At 66.5% G+C, this 17,167-nt stretch carries 20 protein-coding genes; 5 read left to right on the top strand and 15 right to left on the bottom strand.

Going from position 1 to position 17,167, the window contains the following annotated elements:
* Nucleotides 1-3 precede the first annotated feature (3 nt).
* Genes B3T59_RS11095 through B3T59_RS11110 form a run of 4 tightly spaced genes read right to left on the bottom strand, consistent with a single transcriptional unit; the run spans nt 4 to nt 2,375 of the window.
* Complete coding sequence (locus B3T59_RS11095; RefSeq protein WP_197501272.1) at nt 4-828, bottom strand: transglutaminase-like domain-containing protein; 825 nt, start codon at nt 826-828, stop codon at nt 4-6.
* 45 nt (nt 829-873) lie between these two features.
* Nucleotides 874-1,074, bottom strand: a complete 201-nt coding sequence (locus B3T59_RS11100) for a hypothetical protein (protein ID WP_287003434.1) — start codon at nt 1,072-1,074, stop codon at nt 874-876.
* The gene (locus B3T59_RS11105; RefSeq protein ID WP_287003350.1) at nt 1,014-1,235 is read right to left on the bottom strand and encodes a PepSY domain-containing protein; all 222 of its coding nucleotides are present in this window, start codon (nt 1,233-1,235) and stop codon (nt 1,014-1,016) included. Before B3T59_RS11105 ends, B3T59_RS11100 begins: the two co-directional genes overlap by 61 nt.
* Nucleotides 1,236-1,256: 21 nt before the next feature.
* Entirely contained in the window at nt 1,257-2,375 is a 1,119-nt protein-coding gene (locus B3T59_RS11110; RefSeq protein ID WP_251723870.1) for an ROK family transcriptional regulator, read from the bottom strand.
* A 90-nt stretch (nt 2,376-2,465) separates the two neighbouring features.
* On the opposite strand from B3T59_RS11110, the gene B3T59_RS11115 reads away from it, so the two are divergent.
* Nucleotides 2,466-3,269, top strand: a complete 804-nt coding sequence (locus tag B3T59_RS11115) for an SDR family NAD(P)-dependent oxidoreductase (protein ID WP_251723869.1) — start codon at nt 2,466-2,468, stop codon at nt 3,267-3,269.
* Nucleotides 3,270-3,292: 23 nt separating this feature from the next.
* On the opposite strand, the gene B3T59_RS11120 is transcribed toward B3T59_RS11115, so the two are convergent.
* Together B3T59_RS11120 and B3T59_RS11125 are read right to left on the bottom strand one after the other, a co-directional pair.
* On the bottom strand, nt 3,293-4,537 hold the full coding sequence (locus B3T59_RS11120) for a L,D-transpeptidase (RefSeq protein ID WP_287003422.1): 1,245 nt from the start codon (nt 4,535-4,537) through the stop codon (nt 3,293-3,295).
* 78 nt (nt 4,538-4,615) lie between these two features.
* On the bottom strand, nt 4,616-5,221 hold the full coding sequence (locus tag B3T59_RS11125; protein WP_064903255.1) for a helix-turn-helix domain-containing protein: 606 nt from the start codon (nt 5,219-5,221) through the stop codon (nt 4,616-4,618).
* Between the two features lie 48 nt (nt 5,222-5,269).
* Here B3T59_RS11125 and B3T59_RS11130 point away from each other — a divergent pair, with 48 nt between their 5' ends.
* Nucleotides 5,270-6,133 (top strand): class I SAM-dependent methyltransferase, encoded by an 864-nt coding sequence (locus tag B3T59_RS11130; RefSeq protein WP_287003354.1) that lies wholly within the window; start codon nt 5,270-5,272, stop codon nt 6,131-6,133.
* A gap of 16 nt (nt 6,134-6,149) precedes the next feature.
* Nucleotides 6,150-7,127, top strand: coding sequence for an NAD(P)/FAD-dependent oxidoreductase (locus B3T59_RS11135; protein WP_287003356.1), 978 nt, complete (start codon nt 6,150-6,152; stop codon nt 7,125-7,127).
* 154 nt (nt 7,128-7,281) lie between these two features.
* Here the strand turns inward: B3T59_RS11135 and deoC are convergent, their stop codons facing one another.
* Nucleotides 7,282-7,959, bottom strand: coding sequence for a deoxyribose-phosphate aldolase (deoC, locus tag B3T59_RS11140; protein WP_251723866.1), 678 nt, complete (start codon nt 7,957-7,959; stop codon nt 7,282-7,284).
* Between the two features lie 27 nt (nt 7,960-7,986).
* Between deoC and purU the strand changes: the two genes are divergently transcribed.
* A complete protein-coding gene (gene purU, locus B3T59_RS11145; RefSeq protein WP_287003359.1) occupies nt 7,987-8,880 on the top strand; it encodes a formyltetrahydrofolate deformylase in 894 nt (297 codons plus the stop codon).
* A gap of 40 nt (nt 8,881-8,920) precedes the next feature.
* On the opposite strand, the gene B3T59_RS11150 is transcribed toward purU, so the two are convergent.
* From B3T59_RS11150 to B3T59_RS11175, 6 genes are all read right to left on the bottom strand, one after another.
* Entirely contained in the window at nt 8,921-9,730 is an 810-nt protein-coding gene (locus B3T59_RS11150) for a DUF1542 domain-containing protein (RefSeq protein ID WP_287003361.1), read from the bottom strand.
* 150 nt (nt 9,731-9,880) lie between these two features.
* Nucleotides 9,881-11,026: an LmeA family phospholipid-binding protein gene (locus B3T59_RS11155; protein ID WP_287003363.1), complete on the bottom strand. Its 1,146-nt coding sequence runs from the start codon at nt 11,024-11,026 to the stop codon at nt 9,881-9,883.
* Between the two features lie 76 nt (nt 11,027-11,102).
* Nucleotides 11,103-11,897 carry a carbon-nitrogen hydrolase family protein gene (locus B3T59_RS11160; protein WP_287003365.1) on the bottom strand — a complete coding sequence of 265 codons (795 nt, stop codon included), beginning with the start codon at nt 11,895-11,897 and terminating at the stop codon, nt 11,103-11,105.
* Between the two features lie 45 nt (nt 11,898-11,942).
* Nucleotides 11,943-12,644, bottom strand: coding sequence for a class I SAM-dependent methyltransferase (locus B3T59_RS11165; RefSeq protein WP_231894521.1), 702 nt, complete (start codon nt 12,642-12,644; stop codon nt 11,943-11,945).
* 112 nt (nt 12,645-12,756) lie between these two features.
* A complete protein-coding gene (locus tag B3T59_RS11170) occupies nt 12,757-13,266 on the bottom strand; it encodes a DUF2505 domain-containing protein (protein WP_005209386.1) in 510 nt (169 codons plus the stop codon).
* 87 nt (nt 13,267-13,353) lie between these two features.
* Entirely contained in the window at nt 13,354-13,848 is a 495-nt protein-coding gene (locus B3T59_RS11175) for a DUF2505 domain-containing protein (protein WP_064863281.1), read from the bottom strand.
* A 70-nt stretch (nt 13,849-13,918) separates the two neighbouring features.
* Here B3T59_RS11175 and B3T59_RS11180 point away from each other — a divergent pair, with 70 nt between their 5' ends.
* Complete coding sequence (locus B3T59_RS11180) at nt 13,919-15,001, top strand: UDP-N-acetylmuramate dehydrogenase (protein WP_197501274.1); 1,083 nt, start codon at nt 13,919-13,921, stop codon at nt 14,999-15,001.
* A gap of 130 nt (nt 15,002-15,131) precedes the next feature.
* On the opposite strand, the gene B3T59_RS11185 is transcribed toward B3T59_RS11180, so the two are convergent.
* Nucleotides 15,132-16,211: an alpha/beta fold hydrolase gene (locus tag B3T59_RS11185; RefSeq protein WP_287003369.1), complete on the bottom strand. Its 1,080-nt coding sequence runs from the start codon at nt 16,209-16,211 to the stop codon at nt 15,132-15,134.
* Nucleotides 16,212-16,241: 30 nt separating this feature from the next.
* Complete coding sequence (locus B3T59_RS11190) at nt 16,242-17,114, bottom strand: MerR family transcriptional regulator (RefSeq protein ID WP_064863283.1); 873 nt, start codon at nt 17,112-17,114, stop codon at nt 16,242-16,244.
* Nucleotides 17,115-17,167 lie beyond the last annotated feature (53 nt).

Consider the following 17,167-nt stretch of genomic DNA (forward strand, 5'->3'; position numbering starts at 1 on the left):
GGTTCATCGTATGCTGATGCGCTCTTTGCCATCGTCAATGGGCAGCTCACCACGGACCGTCGCCATGACCTGGTAGTTGTCCAGCGAGATCGAGCCGTTGTGGTTGTCGAGGAAAGCGGTGTCGGCGGCGTCGCGACCGGTGGCAATGCGCACGAGGCTCTGTCGCGGTGACAGCTTTGTCGCATCGACAACGACCCACTGCCCCTCGATCAGCGCCTCGGCGACAGCATGGAAGTCCATCGGGTCGCATCCGGGCGCGTACACGGCGACCAATCGAGCGGGAATGTTCAACGCACGCAACAACGCGACGACGAGGTGCGCATAGTCGCGGCAGACGCCCGCACCCGCGAGCAGGGTGTCGACGGCGCCGTCGATCGGGTCGCTCGCGCCGGGGATGTAGTCGAGGCGGTCTTCGACGAATGCGGTCACGTGGTCGAGGAGTTCACCCGCGGGGAGCGAGGCGTCGAACTGTCCGGCGGCGAACCCGAAGAACTTGTCACACTCGGCATATCGGCTGGGACGCAGGTACATCGAGCGGTCCGTCGGAGCGACCGCCACCGGGTCTGCGGGCGCGGTCACGGCCGCGGTGTAGTTGACGGCGACGACACCCGACTCCACGTTCAGCCGGTGAATGCGCCCGCCGTGCGGATCAATGATCTCTTCCGGGGTGATCTCGTCGCCGTTGACCGCGACGACGAGCTTCTCGTCGAGTTCGAGACCGGGCATCCTCGCCACGGCGATCTGCATCTCGAGTTCGGTCGGTGCGGTCACGGAGATGGACATGGTCGCGGAGACGTCACGCGGCAGCGTCAGGGGGGAGCTCGACATATCGCTCACTCTAAGGGCGAATTGCCCGCCACGTGTAATCGAAGGTCACACCTGCGCTGCGGCCTTCCGGGCCGCTTTCCGCCTGCGGGCCGTTCGACGCCGGAATTGCCACGTGCTCAGCCCGGTGAGGAACAGCAACAGTGGCGCCATGCCGAGGACGAACCAGAACACCCGCCACCACGCGTTCACGGAAACGCCATAGTGCAACGTCGGCTGCGCCCAGTCGTCGATGATGGCGTTGGACACCTGTGCAGGTCGTAGTCGCGTGCGAAGCGCCCCTTGCCGATTCGCACCCGAAAGCGGCTGCGCAGACGGCCAAGCCCAGGCCACCAGATGATCACTCCGGAGATCGCGAGGAACACCAGGAGCAGCCCCGTGAGCGCCAGAATGACTGCACCCCAGGTCATTCCGGATACATACCAGTTCGCCTACGCGAGCGAGGCGACCGGATCTGCGTAGATCACGCTGAGCGCCACCACGATTGCCGCACCCTCGGGCACCGTGACCCCGAACAGGGACGGCGTGAGTTCCATCGGCCAGTCGGTTTGCGACGCGGCGTCGAAAGCCGCCTGCACCGGCGCGAGGCCGTGTGGATGCGCGGCGAAGGCGTCTCCTGCGACGACGACCGAATCCGGGTTGAGCGCATCACGGAACGTCGCGACAACCTCACCGAGGATGCGTGCGCGTTCGTCGACGATCGGCGATGCGTCCGGTGAGATCCCCAGTCGCTTGGCCGCACGCAACGTCGGCTCGCTGCCGATGACGTCGGACAGTGTCGCGCCACTCCCGGGACACAGCACCGGGGCGTCGACCCGCACATGCGCGATGCTGCCCGCGCCGCGTGCCGGGATGTGGACACGACCGTTGAGCGTCATGGCCATGCCGGTGGTTTCGCGCGCATAGAAGAACAGGCCCGACGCGGCGTCGATGATCGTCTGGCCGAGCAACAGTTCGGCCGCGGCCATGGCCTCGACGTGTTCGCAGACCGAGACCGGCACACCCAGTGCGTCTGCCAGCGCTGGTCCGAGTTGCGCGCGATGCCACCCGAGGATCGGATGGTCGACCGTGCCCGACGCCGCGTCGACCGAACCGCCGACCGCCGCGCCACCCCAGAGCAGGCGTCGCCCCGAGAATCGGTCGGCGAGTTCGCGGAGTTGCCCGCAGAGTTCGGCGAGCGCGGCGTCGGCGTCGCCGCGCGGGGTCAGCACCGCATGGCTGTAGAGAGGTCGCCCACCCAGATCCACGATGGTTAAAAGGGTGCGGCGTGCGCCGATGTGCATGCCGGCCGCGCACAGCGTGTCGCGGTCGAGGGTCAGCGGATTCTTGGGACGTCCGATGCTGCCCGGGCTGACGAGGTCTGGCCTCTCGGTGACCAAACCCTGCCCCGCGAGTGCCGTGACCTGGCGGTTGATGGTTGCCGGGGACAGCCCCGTGACGTCGGCAAGCCGGTCACGGGTGATGGGCGCGCCGACCCGGATCGCGTGCAGCACGGCTGCAGCAGGCGTCGAGCCGATCTGCAGTGTCGCCGGGACGACTCCACGCAACATGCGCTGAATGTAGCAGCGCGGTCGTGGTCGGACGTGGCAGCCCACGCAGCGACATCGGTGGAGGTACTCGGACTCGATAAAGTGAAGCCCATGACCACACCCTCCGACGCTCCGACCGGCCAGACCTCGCCCGACGCCGACACCACCGCAGCGCACATCGAGAACGCGAAGGTCGCCGTGGTGACCGGAGCGAGCTCAGGTATCGGCGAAGCCATCGCGCGCACCCTCGCAGCGCAGGGCTACCACGTGGTGGTCGGTGCGCGGCGCGTCGATCGCATCACCGAGCTCGCGGCCGAAATCGGCGGCACCGGAAGGCAACTCGACATCACAGACGACGAGTCGGTCGCCCGATTCGTCGACGGCCTCGACCGCGTCGACCTCCTCGTCAACAACGCGGGAGGCGCCAAGGGACTCGACCCGGTCGGGTCGGCGAACCTCGACGACTGGCGCTGGATGTGGGAGACCAACGTTCTCGGCACGCTGCGGGTCACCAAAGCCCTGCTGCCCGCACTGGAGGCGTCGGGCGACGGTCTGATCGTCACGATCACCTCTACAGCAGCGCTCGAGGTCTACGACAACGGCGCCGGCTACACCTCGGCGAAGCACGCCGAGGGCGTGCTGCACCGCACGCTGCGTTTCGAGTTGCTGGGCAAGCCGATCCGATTCACCGAGATCTGCCCGGGGATGGTCGAAACCGACTTCTCGCTGGTGCGTTTCGGCGGCGACAAGGAGCGCGCCGACGCCGTCTACTCGGGAGTGACCCCACTGACCGCCGACGACATCGCCGAGGTCGTCGGATTCGTCGCCTCCCGACCGCCGCACGTCGACCTCGACCAGATCGTCATCCGGCCGCGCGATCAGGCATCGGCGCGGCGCAACGTTCGCACCGGGTAGGGCGGGGACCCTTTGATTGGGCCTTAGTTGGGCGCGCCTACGGACGTGGGGGCGCCCTTGGGTGTCGCGGGAGCCGACGCCGTGCGTGGCTCACCCTTGATGGCCGACATCGACTTCCACGTCGGCCAGTCGTAGGTCCAGTCGAAGATGTCGCCGTCGGCTTCCGACAGGTCGATCCGTGTGCCGGTCACCTCGACCGGATCGCCGAAGATCGCGGTGTTGAAATACTGCTGCGCGTTCTCGAGCGAGAGGTTGATACACCCGTTGGTGACGTTCGACGCTCCTTGCACGCCAACGGTTTCCGGGTTGGCGTGAATGAACTCACCGTTGTTGGAGATGCGGACGGCCCAGCGCTCGTGGACGTTGAAGTACCCCGCGGCCGGATTGCTCATGTAGAAGTCTTCGTGCTTCTCGCTGACCACGTGGATGCCCGAGCGCGTGACGTTGCGGTCGACGTCGCCCTGCCCGTAGCTACACGGCAGCGTCATGAGGGTCGCGCCGTCGCGCACGACGACGATCTGGTGACTCCCCGCGTCGGCCTTGACGATCTGCGACCGTCCGACCACGTAGTCGCTGGTGACGTCGGCCGCGCCGTAGGCACCGTCGCCGTGGTCGAGGCCGTACAGCTTGGCCGACATGTGGATCTTGGTGCCGGGAGCCATGTACTCCTTGGAACGCCAGTGCACGCGCGAGCCGTTGTCCTCGCCGAGCCAGGCCCATGCGCCCTCGGTGGGCGGCTCGGTCGTCAGTGTGAGTGCTTTCTCGACAGCTTCTTTGTTGTCGACGGTGCCGTCGAACTTCAGGATGAGCGGCGCGGCAATGCCCACTTCCTGACCGTCTGCGATGTTGACGACGACGTTGAGCTGCGTCTTCGGGTCCAGAGTGGTGAACTTGCCCTCAACCGGAGTGCTCATCCGGTCGTATCCGGTCGCACTGCCCTGCCACGTGTAGGTGGTGCCGTATCCGAGCGGCTCGGTGACGGTGAAGGTCGTGCGGTCGTCGGACATGGTGCCCTGGATGGCCTTGCCGGACGGGTTGAGGAGCTTGACGTCGGGGTTGAGCACCCCGTCAATGGCCTTGACCTCGACCTTTGCGGTCGGGTTCGGCGCAGCATCGTCGGTCAGCGACGGCGTGTACTCGACGCGGGCCGTCGGCTTCTTGGGACCGCTCGCCGCTTGGGTGTCGTTCGACTTGCCGCACGCCGCGAGCACAACTGCCGCAAGGGTCGCCAAACCACCGGTGGCGAGCACCGTGCGGCGACTGGGCATTACATTCTCGGACATCGAATACACAATAGCGATCGCATATGAGGGAGCGCCGTCGAAGACCTGTGAGGAACCTTCGACTCACTTCCCTCCGGCACCCTTTTTCGTCGACCACGCCTGACGCACAGGCCCGAGGTGGGCACGCTCACCGTCGTGGTCGAAGATCGACAAGATCTCGACGGCACCGTCGCGTGCTCGGATCGCGTGCGGGATCATCGTTGCGAATTCGGCCGCCTGACCTGCGGGAACCAAGATCACACGGTCGCCGAGCCACAGCTCTACGGTCCCCGAGAGCACGGTGAACCACTCGCGCCCGGGATGCACCCCGAGGTTCTTGGGGTCGACGGGCGCTCCCGGGACGATCCTCATCTTGGCGACCGACACCCCGCCCGGCGTGTCCGAACCGGACAGCGGCCACACGGTCACGCCTTCACTGTCGTGCGGCTGCGGCCGGATCACCACGTCCTCGTCCGACGCAGGCTCGACGAGTTGGTCAACGGACGTGCCGAGTGCGCGCGCGATGGCCACGATCTGGTCAAGGGCGACGCGTCGACCCCCGGTCTCGATCCTGCTCAACGTGGACGGACTCATCTCGCAGCGCGACGCCAGCGAGTCGAGCGTCCAGCCTTTCGCGAGTCGGAGGCCGCGGATGCGCTGTCGGACCACCTCGTCGAGTTCTTGCTCCATACGCAAGATGATATGCCTCAAACGCACAGGCTGGCTAACCTCGAACCCATGGGACACGATTCACACCCGCACCGGCACGGCCACGGACACCAGCACGAGCATGGACATCAACACGAGCACCAGGGCGAGGACATGGTCGAGATGCTCGAACTCGACGCCGCCGTCATGGGCACATACCTCGACACGGCAACCGACCGAATCCGCGCGGCACTCGGGCGTGAGCCGTCGGTGATCGTCGATATCGGCGCAGGCACGGGCGTCGGGGTTCGCGCCCTCGCACGCGCATTTCCGACCGCAGAGATCATCGGCGTCGACGCCTCTCCCGAGATGACCGCCCACATCGACGCGGCGGGCCACCCGACCGTGCGTACCGCGATCGCCGACCTCGACAACGGCTGGCCGGCTGCGCTCCCCGACGCCGACGTCCTCTGGGCGTCGTCGTCGTTGCATCACATCGCCGATCCCGACGCCTTCCTCCGCACCGCGGCTGCGCATCTGCGGCCGGGCGGAGTACTCGCCATCATCGAGATGACCTCTCCCCCACTGTTTCTGCCGAACGACGATCCGCTCGAAGAACGCATCGTCGCGGCGATGAGCAGCCACGAGATGAACCCGTTCGCGGATTGGACACAGGCGTTTTCACGGGCGGATCTCGACGTCGTCGAGGGCGTCGACCTCTCTGTGGAGATCTCCGAGATCACTCCGACGGTCCTCCGGTACGGCGCGTCGTGGCTGTCGCGGATACGAGCGGGCCTCGCCGACGATCTGACCGTCGACGACCTCGCCGCCATCGATGCACTGGTGGACGCCGAGTCGCCGTCGTCGCTCGCCCGGCGCACCGACCTGAACGTACGCGGCGGCCGCAGGATGTGGATCACCAAGCCGCACAGCACAACCGACACAACTCTCTGAGAACGGAGACACTTTCATGCCACAGACATCGACTGTCACGTATGACGCGCTCGTGATCGGCGGTGGCGCAGCAGGTTTGGCTGCCGCCGTCGCGTTGGCCAGGTCCTTACGCTCGGTCGCGGTCGTCGACGCGGGCAAGCCCCGCAACGCGCCCGCCGCGGGAGCACACAACCTCCTCGGCCGCGAAGGAGTCTCGCCGTCGCAGCTCGTCGCCATCGGTCGCGAAGAAGCGCAATCCTATGGCGCACAGATCATCTCGGGAGAGGTACAGTCGGTCACGCGCACAGAATTCGACACCGCGGCGTCCTACGGAGACACCACCTTCGACGCAGCTCTGGTCGACGGAACGACACTGCGCGCCCGCCGGTTGCTGCTGGCATCCGGACTCGTCGACAAACTACCCGACATCGCGGGTATCGAATCACTCTGGGGCACAGACGTGTTGCACTGTCCCTTCTGCCACGGGTACGAGGTGCGTGGAAAGCGCATCGGAATCCTCGGTACGGGACCGGCCACGCCGCATCAGACACTGCTGTTCAGGCAGCTGAGTCCGCACATCACGGTGATCGATCACGGCATGCCGCAGCTGTCCGACGACGACCGCGCGCTGTTCGACGCACTCGGCGTCGAACGCGCCGCAGGTCCGGTGGCCCGGCTGGACACGGATGCGTCGGGACATCTACGCGCCGCGGTCTTGGCCGACGGCAGCGAAGTGGAACTCGACGCGCTGGTCGTCGCACCGCGTTTCGTCGCGAGAACCGCACTGTACGAGTCGTTGGGCGGCGAACCGACCACGACTCCGGCGGGTGTGTTCATTCCGACCGAGATGGGCGGTCGGACCCCACTCGCGGGCGTGTGGGCCGCGGGGAACTGCGCAGATCCGATGGCCATGGTCGGCGCAGCGGCTGCAGCGGGCACGCAGGCCGGCGCGATGATCAACGCCGACCTCGCCATGACCGATGCGCGCAGGGCGGTACGCAGCGCAGCCGCGTAGTCGTCGATCGTGTGGGCGTCGTCGAAGATTGGAGGCAGCGCGCCCTCGACTGACCGGAGAATGTGTGTCGAACCGAAGGATGTGTGTGCTGCAGCGCCCGCATCCTTCGATACGGCACACATTCACTCACGACAGCGCCGCGGGCTCCAGAACGCTACTCGGGGAAGCCGTCGAGCACCACGCGGCTGCCGGACAGTCCGAGCCTGCTCGCCCCGGCCTCGATGAGTTCTGCCGCGAAGTCGGCGGTGCGGATGCCACCGCTGGCCTTCACCCCGACAGTCTGGCCGACGGTGTCACGCATGATGCGCACGGCCTCGATCGACGCGCCGCCCGCCGGATGGAAACCCGTCGACGTCTTGACGAATCCTGCGCCTGCCGCCACTGCGCGACGACACACTTCGGCGAGAGTCGCGTGACCCGCAACGTCGAGGAGTACGGCAGATTCGACGATCACCTTGAGCACCGCGGCGTCGCCGATCGCCTCGTGCACGGTCAGCACGTCGACGAATACCTCTTCGAAGTTGCCCGCGAGCGCTGCTCCGACGTCGATGACCATATCGACCTCGTCAGCACCGGAGTCGACGGCCAGCCGCGCCTCCGCAGCTTTGACCAGCGAGTGGTGCTTCCCCGACGGAAAGCCCGCCACGACGCACGACTTCTGAGCGCCCGTCGCGATCGGCAACATCGACGGTGAGAGGCAGACGGCGTAGACGCCGAGGTCGGCGGCCTCGGCGATCGCCGCTTCGGCGTCGGCGCGCGTGGCTTCTGGTTTGAGGAGTGTGTGGTCGACGATCGCGGCGACGTCGGAGCGCGTCAGGTCGGTGTTGGTCACATAGGCGAGCTTGGCACACTGAGTGGTGTGACCCTCACAGACACCTCCAGCACAGACGCCTCGAGCCGACGGTATGTGCTGACCCTCGGATGTCCGGACCGGACCGGTATCGTCGCGCGGATCTCGACGTTCCTCGCCGACGTCGGCGGTTGGATCACCGAGGCCGCCTATCACTCCGACCCCGACACCGGCTGGTTCTTCACACGCCAGGCCGTCCGCGCCGACTCGGTCTCGGCAGACGTCGACGATCTTCGCGAGCGGTTCGCCGCGGCCATCGCCGATTTCGGACCGGACACCGTCTGGCGACTCACCGACAGCGGGGTGCAGAAGTCGGTGGTGCTGCTCGTCAGCAAGGAGGGGCACTGCCTCACCGATCTGCTCGGTCGCGCCGACCGCGGCGAACTACCCGCCCGCGTCGAGGCCGTCGTCGGCAATCATCGTGACCTCGAGGGACTCACGACGCGGTTCGGCGTGCCGTTCCACCACGTGCCCTTTCCCGCGGGCGACAAGCAGGGTGCCTTCGAGAAGGTGGCATCGATCGTCGACGACCTCGACCCCGATGCCGTCGTCCTGGCCCGTTTCATGCAGATCGTGCCGCCGCAGCTGTGCGATCGGTGGGCCGGCAAGGCCATCAACATCCACCACAGCTTCCTGCCGAGCTTCGTCGGAGCGCGCCCCTACCATCAGGCCTTCGCCCGCGGCGTGAAACTCATCGGCGCGACGTGCCACTACGTCACCGCCGACCTCGACGCCGGGCCGATCATCGAGCAGGACGTCACCCGTATCGATCACGGCGACTCGGTGAACGACATGGTGCGTCAGGGCCGCGACATCGAAACGCTCGTGCTGTCACGCGGACTCCGCTGGCATCTCGAGGATCGCGTGCTGGTTCACGGACGAAAGACCGTGGTGTTCAACTAGTTTCGCGCACAGTCGGCGGGATAGAGCGCCCGGTCGACGGTCAGAAGTCGAAGCCGCCGAAGTCGCCGCCACCGAAATCTCCTCCACCGCCCCAGTCGCCTCCGGAATCGCCGCCTCCCCAGTCGCCGCCGCCGTCGCCCGAGTCTCCGCCGCCCCAGTCGCCGGAATCTCCGCCACCGTCGATGCCTGCCATGTCGGAGCCGTCGCCCGCGCCGTTCTCGAATGCGGCTGCGTCGTAAGGCACTCCGTGCATGCCCGAGAACAACGTCGAGAAGAGCAGCATGGAGCCGACGCCCCATGCACCTGCGACCAGTGCGGGCTTCCACCACGGTTCGGAGTACCACCCGGCGGGCACGGGGCGTCCGGCAACCCGGCCGCCCGGATAGTAGTTCGGGGTCCGCGACGACGGAGCGGGCGACGCCTCGACCTGGCGTCCGTCGAACTCGACGGTGCGGTCCTCGGTGACGGCGCCCGCGCTGCGCTGACCGTCGAGCTCAGGGATTGCCGGGCCGGGGTCCATGTTCATCGCGGTGCGTGCGGCGCGGATGTAGTAGAGGCCTTCGATCGCGGTCTGCTTCGCGAGGCGGGCCTGTGCGGGTGAGTTGGCCTGATCGATCTGCGAGCCCGCCGCCGTGTAGCGCTCCCCGGCATCGGCGAGTGCCTGCTTCGACGCAGGTGAGTCGCCGACCAGCATGTACACCTGGCCGCCGAGACGTTCGATGACCTGTCGGGCGTCGGCCTTGGCGTCGTCGAGGCTGCGGGCCTTGCTCGCGCCCGAACGCTGCTGCGACACCACCACCACCCCAACCACGAGGACGACGACGATGATGATCAAGAGCAGCGCGGTCATGTTCTCCTCCAACACGGGGGCGGGTGGGTGTCGCGGCGAAAAATCGGACATCCCCCTTCGAGGGTACCGATGCCGCACGAGTCCGGCCTGCGACGACGTTGCGGAACTGCCCCTGCGGCCAGGGATTGGTCCCAGATCGGTCGGGCGAGGTCAGAGGACGTTGCAGCCATTCGTGTTGTCGTTGGCACCCGTGGCGGAGTTGGTCAGCGTGAGGTTGTCGCCGTCGACGGCAAAGTCGACGCCGTCGTTGGTCACCTTGAGGTTCTTGACGTTCACCTGATCGAAGAACGGGCCGAACATCGTCTTGGACACGCCGTCGACGATCTGCTGGGCATAGTCGGAGGGGATGCCGAAGACGAAGGCGTTGGCCTTGACGACCTCGAACTTGATGTGACCGTTCTCGGTCGTGGGTTTGATCGTCGCGCTCACCGGGATCGGGATGAATCCCAGGTTGAACGACGTACTGACGTCGACGGTACCGTCTGCCTCGTTACCCGTGATGGACTCGATGTTCGCGCCGGAGACGACCCCACCGGCACCACTCTGATCGGTTCCGGTGCCACTCCCGCCGGTACCGGTACCGCCTGTGCCCGTGCCGCTGCCGCCCGTCTCCTGCTTACCGAGTTCGACGACGCGAGAGAACGGGACGTAGCCGCTGCCGTCGAGCGAGCCGACGGTGGTCTTGTCACTCTCGGCGTCGATCCGGTCGGCACGGATGTGCAACCGGGTCGCGCCAGAATCGTTCGCGGTGTCGACCTGCACCCAGGGGATCTCACTTCCCGTGGCCTGCAGCAGCATGGGCTTCTTACTGAGCGAGACGGTCGTAGGCACCCCGGTGAGGCTGCTGAACTGCTGCTCGAGACAGTCCGTCACCCGCTTACGCAGGATCAGCTCCGACGCCACCGCGCCGATGACGAGTACCAGGACCAGCGCAGCCGCAGTGATGCCGATGATCTTGGCGGTGCGACGCCGACGCACAGGTGAGGTGAGGACCGGCTCGCCCGCGGGATCGGCCGGATCGATGACAGTCGTCGCCGTACCCTGCTCGAATGACCGGGTACCACCGTCGGTCGCCGAGTACGCCCGCGGCCCGGGCTCGGTCGGCGCCGCCGCGAACTGCTCGGTCGGGGCGTGATCGGCAGGAGCGTGATCGCTTGGCGCGTGATCAGTCGATGAGGCCCCAGCGTGCGTCGACGACGAAGTCGAGTCAGCCACCGGCGCCCATTCGCTGTCGGGGGTTGACGACGCGTCGGCGTCGCCTGGCCGCGCCTGGGGTTCTTTCTCGTTGTCGGTCATGGTCAGAGCACCTTCGGTCCGTGGTCGTCGATCCGTGGCGCACAAGCTCGGTGGTGAGTGCTTGGGCCGAGATCGGTCAGATGGATTTCCGGTTGGCGAGGACGGCGATGCGCGTCCGTGCCGTCTCCACCGCCGCTAGGTCGATGTCGTGAGCCCGGACACATTCTCCGGACCCGTACGAGGCGACCACCGTACCCAAGGGATCTGTGATTTGGCTGTGGCCTACACCGGTTGGTGTACTGCCCCGCGCAAGGTCCGGATCCTCGGGTTCTGCCTGCCCGACCGCAACCACGTAGCACGATGAATCGAGTGCCCTCGCCGTCGCGAGCACTTTCCAGTGCGCAACCTTTCCCGGCCCCGCACCCCATGACGCAGGCACGGCAATGATCTGCGCCCCGCGATCGGCAAGGGTCGTGAACAGATCGGGAAATCGGATGTCGTAGCAGGTGGCGACGCCGACCGCGGTGCCCGCGACGTCGACGATCACCGGTTTGTCGCCTGCGGCAACGGTCTTGGACTCGAGAAACCCGAATGCGTCGTAGAGGTGGATCTTGTCGTACGACTCCCGGCGACCATCGGGATGCGCGATCAGCAGGGTGTTGCACACCCGACCGTCGTCGGCGGGGGTGAACATGCCCGCGATGATCACGATCTGCCGGTCGACGGCGATCTGCGAGACCCGCGTGGCCCACGGTCCGTCGAGCGGTTCGGCGATCGAGCCCAGCGGAACCCCGAAGCGGCACATGGTCGCCTCCGGGAACACGACGAGGTCGGCTCCGTCGCCTGCAGCCTGTGCCGCGGCGTCGGCAACGATGACGAGATTGGCGCTCGGATCATCGCTGGAGTTGATCTGTGCCATTGCGATGCGCATGTGGCAAGCGTAGTTGCCCGACCCCGACCGTCGAGACGGTCTCGGCTACTCCGTCGGCGTAACGACGGACCACGGAACCGTCAATACATTGTCTACGCTGCGCCTGCGGGTGGGCTCGACCGGAACACCCGCCTCGGACAACAGTCGCAGGGTTTCGCGCCACCGAGCGCGCGGGCCGAAGGCGGCGTGCGGAGCCGCGACGTCCCAGCACCGATCAGCAGCCACGAGCAGGTCGTGCACGGGCTCGCCGGGCACATTGCGGTGGATGAGCACCTTGGGTAACCGCTCGGCGACCTCCGACGGTCGGCTCGTGTAAGCGGGAGCCCAGCTCAGGGTGAGGCTGCGGGGTCCGTCAGCGTCGAGCAACACCCACGTGCAGCGTCGACCGAGTTCATCGCAGGTGCCCTCGACGATCACGCCGTTCGGTCCGAGCCGGTCCATCAATCGACGCCAGGCGGGCCAGACCTCGTCCTCGTCATACTGCCGGAGCACGTTGAACGCACGGATGAGCTGCGGTCGCAATCCCGCGAGTTCGAACCCACCGAGACCGAATCGCACACCGTCACGAGGTTCGACGACGCGCTCGGGATCGATCTCGAGTCCGACCATCTCCAGATCGGGCGCCACCGCTCGCAACCGCTGCGCCATCTCGACCGTGGTGTCGGGTCGCGCGCCGTAACCGAGGTCGACGACGAGCGGTGCGTTCACCTCGCCGAGCGCGGTGAGCACCGACGCATCGGAGGCCATCCAACGATCGACGCGGCGGAGCCGGTTGATGTTCGTCGTGCCGCGAGTGATCCGCCCGGTCGGTTTGCCGGAGCCGCGCTTGTCGGAGCCGGCTCCGCGCTCAGGCAAGGCGCTAGAGGTTCTTCGTGATCCAGTCGGCGGCGTACTCGGCCTCGGCGCGGAACAGGTCGACGAGGTTGACCAGCATCAACTGCTCGAGCTTGCCGTTGACGAACGGGATGTACACCTTGACCTCGGTCGTCTTGCGGATCGTGCAGCCCGTCTCCGTGGGAAACAGCTCCTGCCAGCCGTTGAGGCTGCCGGGACCCGCGGGAATCGACGCGTTGTAATCGCCCTTGGTGTTGTCGGGGTCGAACGGACCGAACGACTCCTCGCGGGTGATGACCATGTCCTTCATCAGCACGGTCTGCGCCAGTGCCGGGAGCTGATCGCGTCCGATGGTCTGCTTGAGGACAACACTCATGCCGGTCTCGTCGGATCGGAAATCCTCGACCTCGCAGTGCGGCGAGATCATCTGGAACCCCGCCATCATGTCGTCCCAGTACTGCTTTGTGCTCTGCGCTTCGTAGAGCTTCTCCACGGGATGCGAGTAGCGCGCTGAGTAACTGAGCCGTCGTGCCATGCGTTTCAGGCTAACCGAGCAGGGTACGGCCATCAAAAACCGGCACCGGCGCCTACCCGCGCCGTAGCGCGTCCTCTCGCCACCAGCTCAGTGGTTGGACTGCTCCCAGGTGACGGTCTCGTCGTGCTCGGCGTCGAGCAGCTTGATCAGTTCGTCGATGACGGCCTTCTCGATCTTGCCGCCGACGAACGGGATCGAGACATTCGCGCTGCCGCTGTACTGCATCGACGCTGGATCGCCCGTCACCGACACCGTGGCCTCGACCGTCGCGGGCGCGCCGGTGACCGACGCGGTCATGGTCCCGCTGATGGTCTCACCGTTACGCGTGAACACGTTGCGACGCGGGATCTCCAGGTCGCCGGGGCGAACCTTGGTGATCATCGACGGCAGTTTGTCCTCGGGGATGCCCTGCTTCATCTCGACGGCCACGGTGTCGCCGTCGAGGGAGAACGACTCGAGCACGCCGTGACTCGAGTTGATGATCTGGAGCAGATCACGCCAATACTGCTCGTTGGTGATGATCTCCCAGTACCGCGCGGTGGAGAACGTGTAGGTCACGGTGTGATTCAGCGTGCTCGCCATGGGTGAGGACATTACCCGAGCGAGCGCGCACCATCGGTCCCGACAGCGCGCGCTCGGTTACCGTTACACCGTGATCGACAACCCCTCCGCCCTGCAATCCGCGCCGCTCGCCGATCTGACCACTCTGCGGGTCGGCGGACCGGCACACGCGATCGTGCACTGCCCGGACACCCGCAGCGTCGTCGAGGAGATCACCGCACTCGACGCCGAGTCGGAACGGGTCCTCGTCATCGGCGGAGGATCGAATCTGTTGATCTCCGACGATGGGTTCGATGGCACCGCCGTCGTGATCGAGAGCGGACACATCAACTTCGGCACCGGCCGCGAATCGGGTCGCGCGCACGTGACCGCCGACGCCGGGGTGGCGTGGGACTCGCTCGTCGCAGCAACGATCGATGCGGGATTCGGTGGGCTGGAATGCCTTTCGGGAATCCCGGGCGCCGCAGGCGCCACGCCGGTGCAGAACGTCGGCGCATACGGGGTCGAGGTCGCTGACATCTTGCGCAGCGTGCAGGTACTCGACAGGCGAGCACGAACGCTGCGCTGGGTGTCCCCCGGCGAACTCGGACTGGGCTATCGGACGAGCAACCTGAAGTACCGCGACGATTTCGTCGTCGTCGCAGTCTCGTTCTGGCTCAACGACGATCGCCTCAGTCAGCCTCTGCGATACCGCGACCTCGCCGACCGACTCGACGTCGCACGCGATTCACGTGTCGACGCCTCTCGCGTCCGCGAGACGGTACTGGGGCTGCGCCGCAGCAAGGGCATGGTGCTCGACGCCGACGACCACGACACCTGGAGTGCCGGTTCGTTTTTCACCAATCCGATCATCGGGTCCGGCGACGCACCCGCAGTCATGGAACGCATCCGCGACCGCGTCGGCGCCGACATCTCCATGCCCGCGTTCCCCGTCGCCGACGGCGTCAAACTCTCGGCGGGCTGGCTCATCGAACGGGCGGGATACGCCAAGGGCTATCCCGGCCCTGCCTCACCCGCACGACTGTCGACCAAACACACACTGGCAGTGACCAATCGGGGCGGGGCGACCGCCGACGAACTCCTCGACCTCGCACGCGACGTACGCACCGGCGTGTACGAGGCGTTCGGCGTCACGCTGCACCCCGAGCCGGTGCTGGTGAACTGCTCACTCTGACCGACTATCGCGGCCGACTGGATCGTGTACGCCGTGTGCACCCGGCCGCGCCACCACGAGACTGGCGAGTTCGTGGCCGGAGATTGAGCGCGGCGGCGGTCGCCCTGAGCCTCCCGTTGGTCAGCGCGCCTCAGAACTGAGCGGCCTGCACCTGGGTGCGCGACACCTCGCCGACGACGTCGTCGAGCAGCTCGTTGACGCGCTGCGCGGCCTCGATCGTCGACATGTGCCCGACGCCGTCGAAGATGATTTCGTCACGCAGAGAACCGTTGCGGCGCAGGATGTCTGCCATCTCGTCGGCGTGTCGGCGAGGGGCGAGCCGATCGTCGGTGCCCACGATCACGGTCGTCGGAACGCTCAGCGCATCGAGTCCGGCCGCGACGTCGAGGCGGCCCATCGCCGCACCCCACCGACCGCGCGCACGAGGCGAACACGCCATGATCATCGTGTCGACGAACTCCACATGCGACGCGCGTGCCTCTGAGCCGAGCGCCACGTATTGGGATATGCGAGAAGTGAACTGGCCGTGCGGCAATGGTGTCGACGCACTGGTGACGATTCGACTGACCGCGGGCACGAACGGCCTGCTGTAACGCGGCAACCCCTCGGGGATGAGCATGTGGTTCTGCACAACGCCGCGCGCCGCCGTGGACGCGAGCACCACCGCCGACACCGTCGTCGACACCTTCTCGGGGTGCTGCTTGGCCCACGACATGATGGTCATGCCACCCATGCTGTGGCCGATGAGAATCGCCTTGCGACCGGGCGGGACAACGGCGCCGAGCACGGCGTCGAGGTCGTGGCCGAGGGTGTCGACAGTCGGCCTGCGTCGTCCGAGCTCGCTGAGCCCGTGCCCGCGCTGGTCGTAGGCGACGACGGTACGCTCACCCGCGAAGTGGTTGATCTGCGGATTCCAGTAGTGGGTGTTGCAGGTCCACCCGTGTACCGCGACGATCACGTCACCGGTGTCGGCGGCTGCAGGATCGGGACCGTACAACTCGACGTTCAGCTTGGTCCCGTCGATGCTCGCCACGCTGCGCTGCACGCGAGGTGCCGTCGGGTCGGCCAGCAGGTCATCGGGTCCATCGTCGACGGCCGGAGCCGACGACATCACCCCGCGCGCGATCCCCGCGAGGTTGGTGCCCGCACCGACCGCCACCGAACCGAGCCCGAGCGCCGCGGCGCCGAGCGCCCAGTTCCGAGTCTTCATACGTCTCCACTCCACCCCGTGTGGTGCTCTCTACTCGCGAATGACATCTTCTGATGTAACACTACCCGTTGTCAGATTCGACGGCGATGCCTCATAGGTCGACTCCTCGGCGACCGCCTCCCCACCCGCGGCTGCCTCCCCGTCCGCAACCGCGTCCCCGCCCGCGGTTGCGTCTGGTCCGCCTGATGCGGCGTCGAAGTAGGTCGACGCCTCGCCGATGGCCTTCGAGATCTCGTCGTCGAGGGCTTTGCGAAATGTGGTCTCGACGATGTCGTGAGCCATCGGTCGGACCGTCTGGATGAGTTCGGCCATCTTGCTGACATTGGCCTCACCGAGTTCTGGCAGCTTCTCGTCGAAGTACTTGTCGGTGATGATCGAGACGAAACTGCGCGCCGCGTCTTCGAGGTCGTCCTGCACTCTAACGAACCGATCGAGCAGGACGTCGATGTCGACACCGCTCTTGACCAGCACCTCGGCACCCTCGAGAACCTCGGGGTTCTTGATCGCGTAGTGGGCGCCGTCCTTGACGAGCAGGCCGAGTTTCTGGCCGAGCGCGATCGATTTGTCCGAGGCATTGAGCGTCTTGCGCAGTTCGGTGATCGTGATCGTCGCGGCGCGTTTGAAGTTCCGGAAGCGGCCGCCCTTGGGTTCGCCGCGCAGCACGTGCTCGACCTTCATCCCGTAGTGGGCGGCGTGCAGCAGTTCGCTGATCGTCGCGAAGGTGTAGCCACGCTCGAGCATGCGGGAGATCAGGTTGAGACGGACCAGATGCTCTTCGGAGTACCAGCCGGTGCGGCCGCGGATCGTCGGAGGCGGGAGCAATCCGCGGTCCTGATAGACGCGGATGTTGCGAACACTGACTCCCGACGCGTCCGCGAGCTCGTTGATCCGATACTCAGCCATGAATCAGAGTGTATTCGCCACCCATCGGGGATCCCGCCACTCCCTGCGGCGGA

Source organism: Gordonia sp. UBA7860 (genome assembly GCF_002500165.1).
Taxonomy (GTDB): domain Bacteria; phylum Actinomycetota; class Actinomycetes; order Mycobacteriales; family Mycobacteriaceae; genus Gordonia; species Gordonia sputi.

Coding starts and splice junctions, on each gene's coding strand:
- B3T59_RS11120 (WP_287003422.1), bottom strand. CDS start 4,537: ATGCCCAGTCGCCGCACGGTGCTCGCCACCGGTGGTTTGGCGACCCTT.
- B3T59_RS11125 (WP_064903255.1), bottom strand. CDS start 5,221: ATGGAGCAAGAACTCGACGAGGTGGTCCGACAGCGCATCCGCGGCCTC.
- B3T59_RS11135 (WP_287003356.1), top strand. CDS start 6,150: ATGCCACAGACATCGACTGTCACGTATGACGCGCTCGTGATCGGCGGT.
- B3T59_RS11150 (WP_287003361.1), bottom strand. CDS start 9,730: ATGACCGCGCTGCTCTTGATCATCATCGTCGTCGTCCTCGTGGTTGGG.
- B3T59_RS11115 (WP_251723869.1), top strand. CDS start 2,466: ATGACCACACCCTCCGACGCTCCGACCGGCCAGACCTCGCCCGACGCC.
- B3T59_RS11095 (WP_197501272.1), bottom strand. CDS start 828: ATGTCGAGCTCCCCCCTGACGCTGCCGCGTGACGTCTCCGCGACCATG.
- B3T59_RS11130 (WP_287003354.1), top strand. CDS start 5,270: ATGGGACACGATTCACACCCGCACCGGCACGGCCACGGACACCAGCAC.
- B3T59_RS11110 (WP_251723870.1), bottom strand. CDS start 2,375: ATGTTGCGTGGAGTCGTCCCGGCGACACTGCAGATCGGCTCGACGCCT.
- B3T59_RS11190 (WP_064863283.1), bottom strand. CDS start 17,114: ATGGCTGAGTATCGGATCAACGAGCTCGCGGACGCGTCGGGAGTCAGT.
- B3T59_RS11170 (WP_005209386.1), bottom strand. CDS start 13,266: ATGGCACGACGGCTCAGTTACTCAGCGCGCTACTCGCATCCCGTGGAG.
- B3T59_RS11165 (WP_231894521.1), bottom strand. CDS start 12,644: ATGGCCTCCGATGCGTCGGTGCTCACCGCGCTCGGCGAGGTGAACGCA.
- B3T59_RS11160 (WP_287003365.1), bottom strand. CDS start 11,897: ATGCGCATCGCAATGGCACAGATCAACTCCAGCGATGATCCGAGCGCC.
- B3T59_RS11105 (WP_287003350.1), bottom strand. CDS start 1,235: ATGACCTGGGGTGCAGTCATTCTGGCGCTCACGGGGCTGCTCCTGGTG.
- B3T59_RS11155 (WP_287003363.1), bottom strand. CDS start 11,026: ATGACCGACAACGAGAAAGAACCCCAGGCGCGGCCAGGCGACGCCGAC.
- B3T59_RS11175 (WP_064863281.1), bottom strand. CDS start 13,848: ATGGCGAGCACGCTGAATCACACCGTGACCTACACGTTCTCCACCGCG.
- B3T59_RS11185 (WP_287003369.1), bottom strand. CDS start 16,211: ATGAAGACTCGGAACTGGGCGCTCGGCGCCGCGGCGCTCGGGCTCGGT.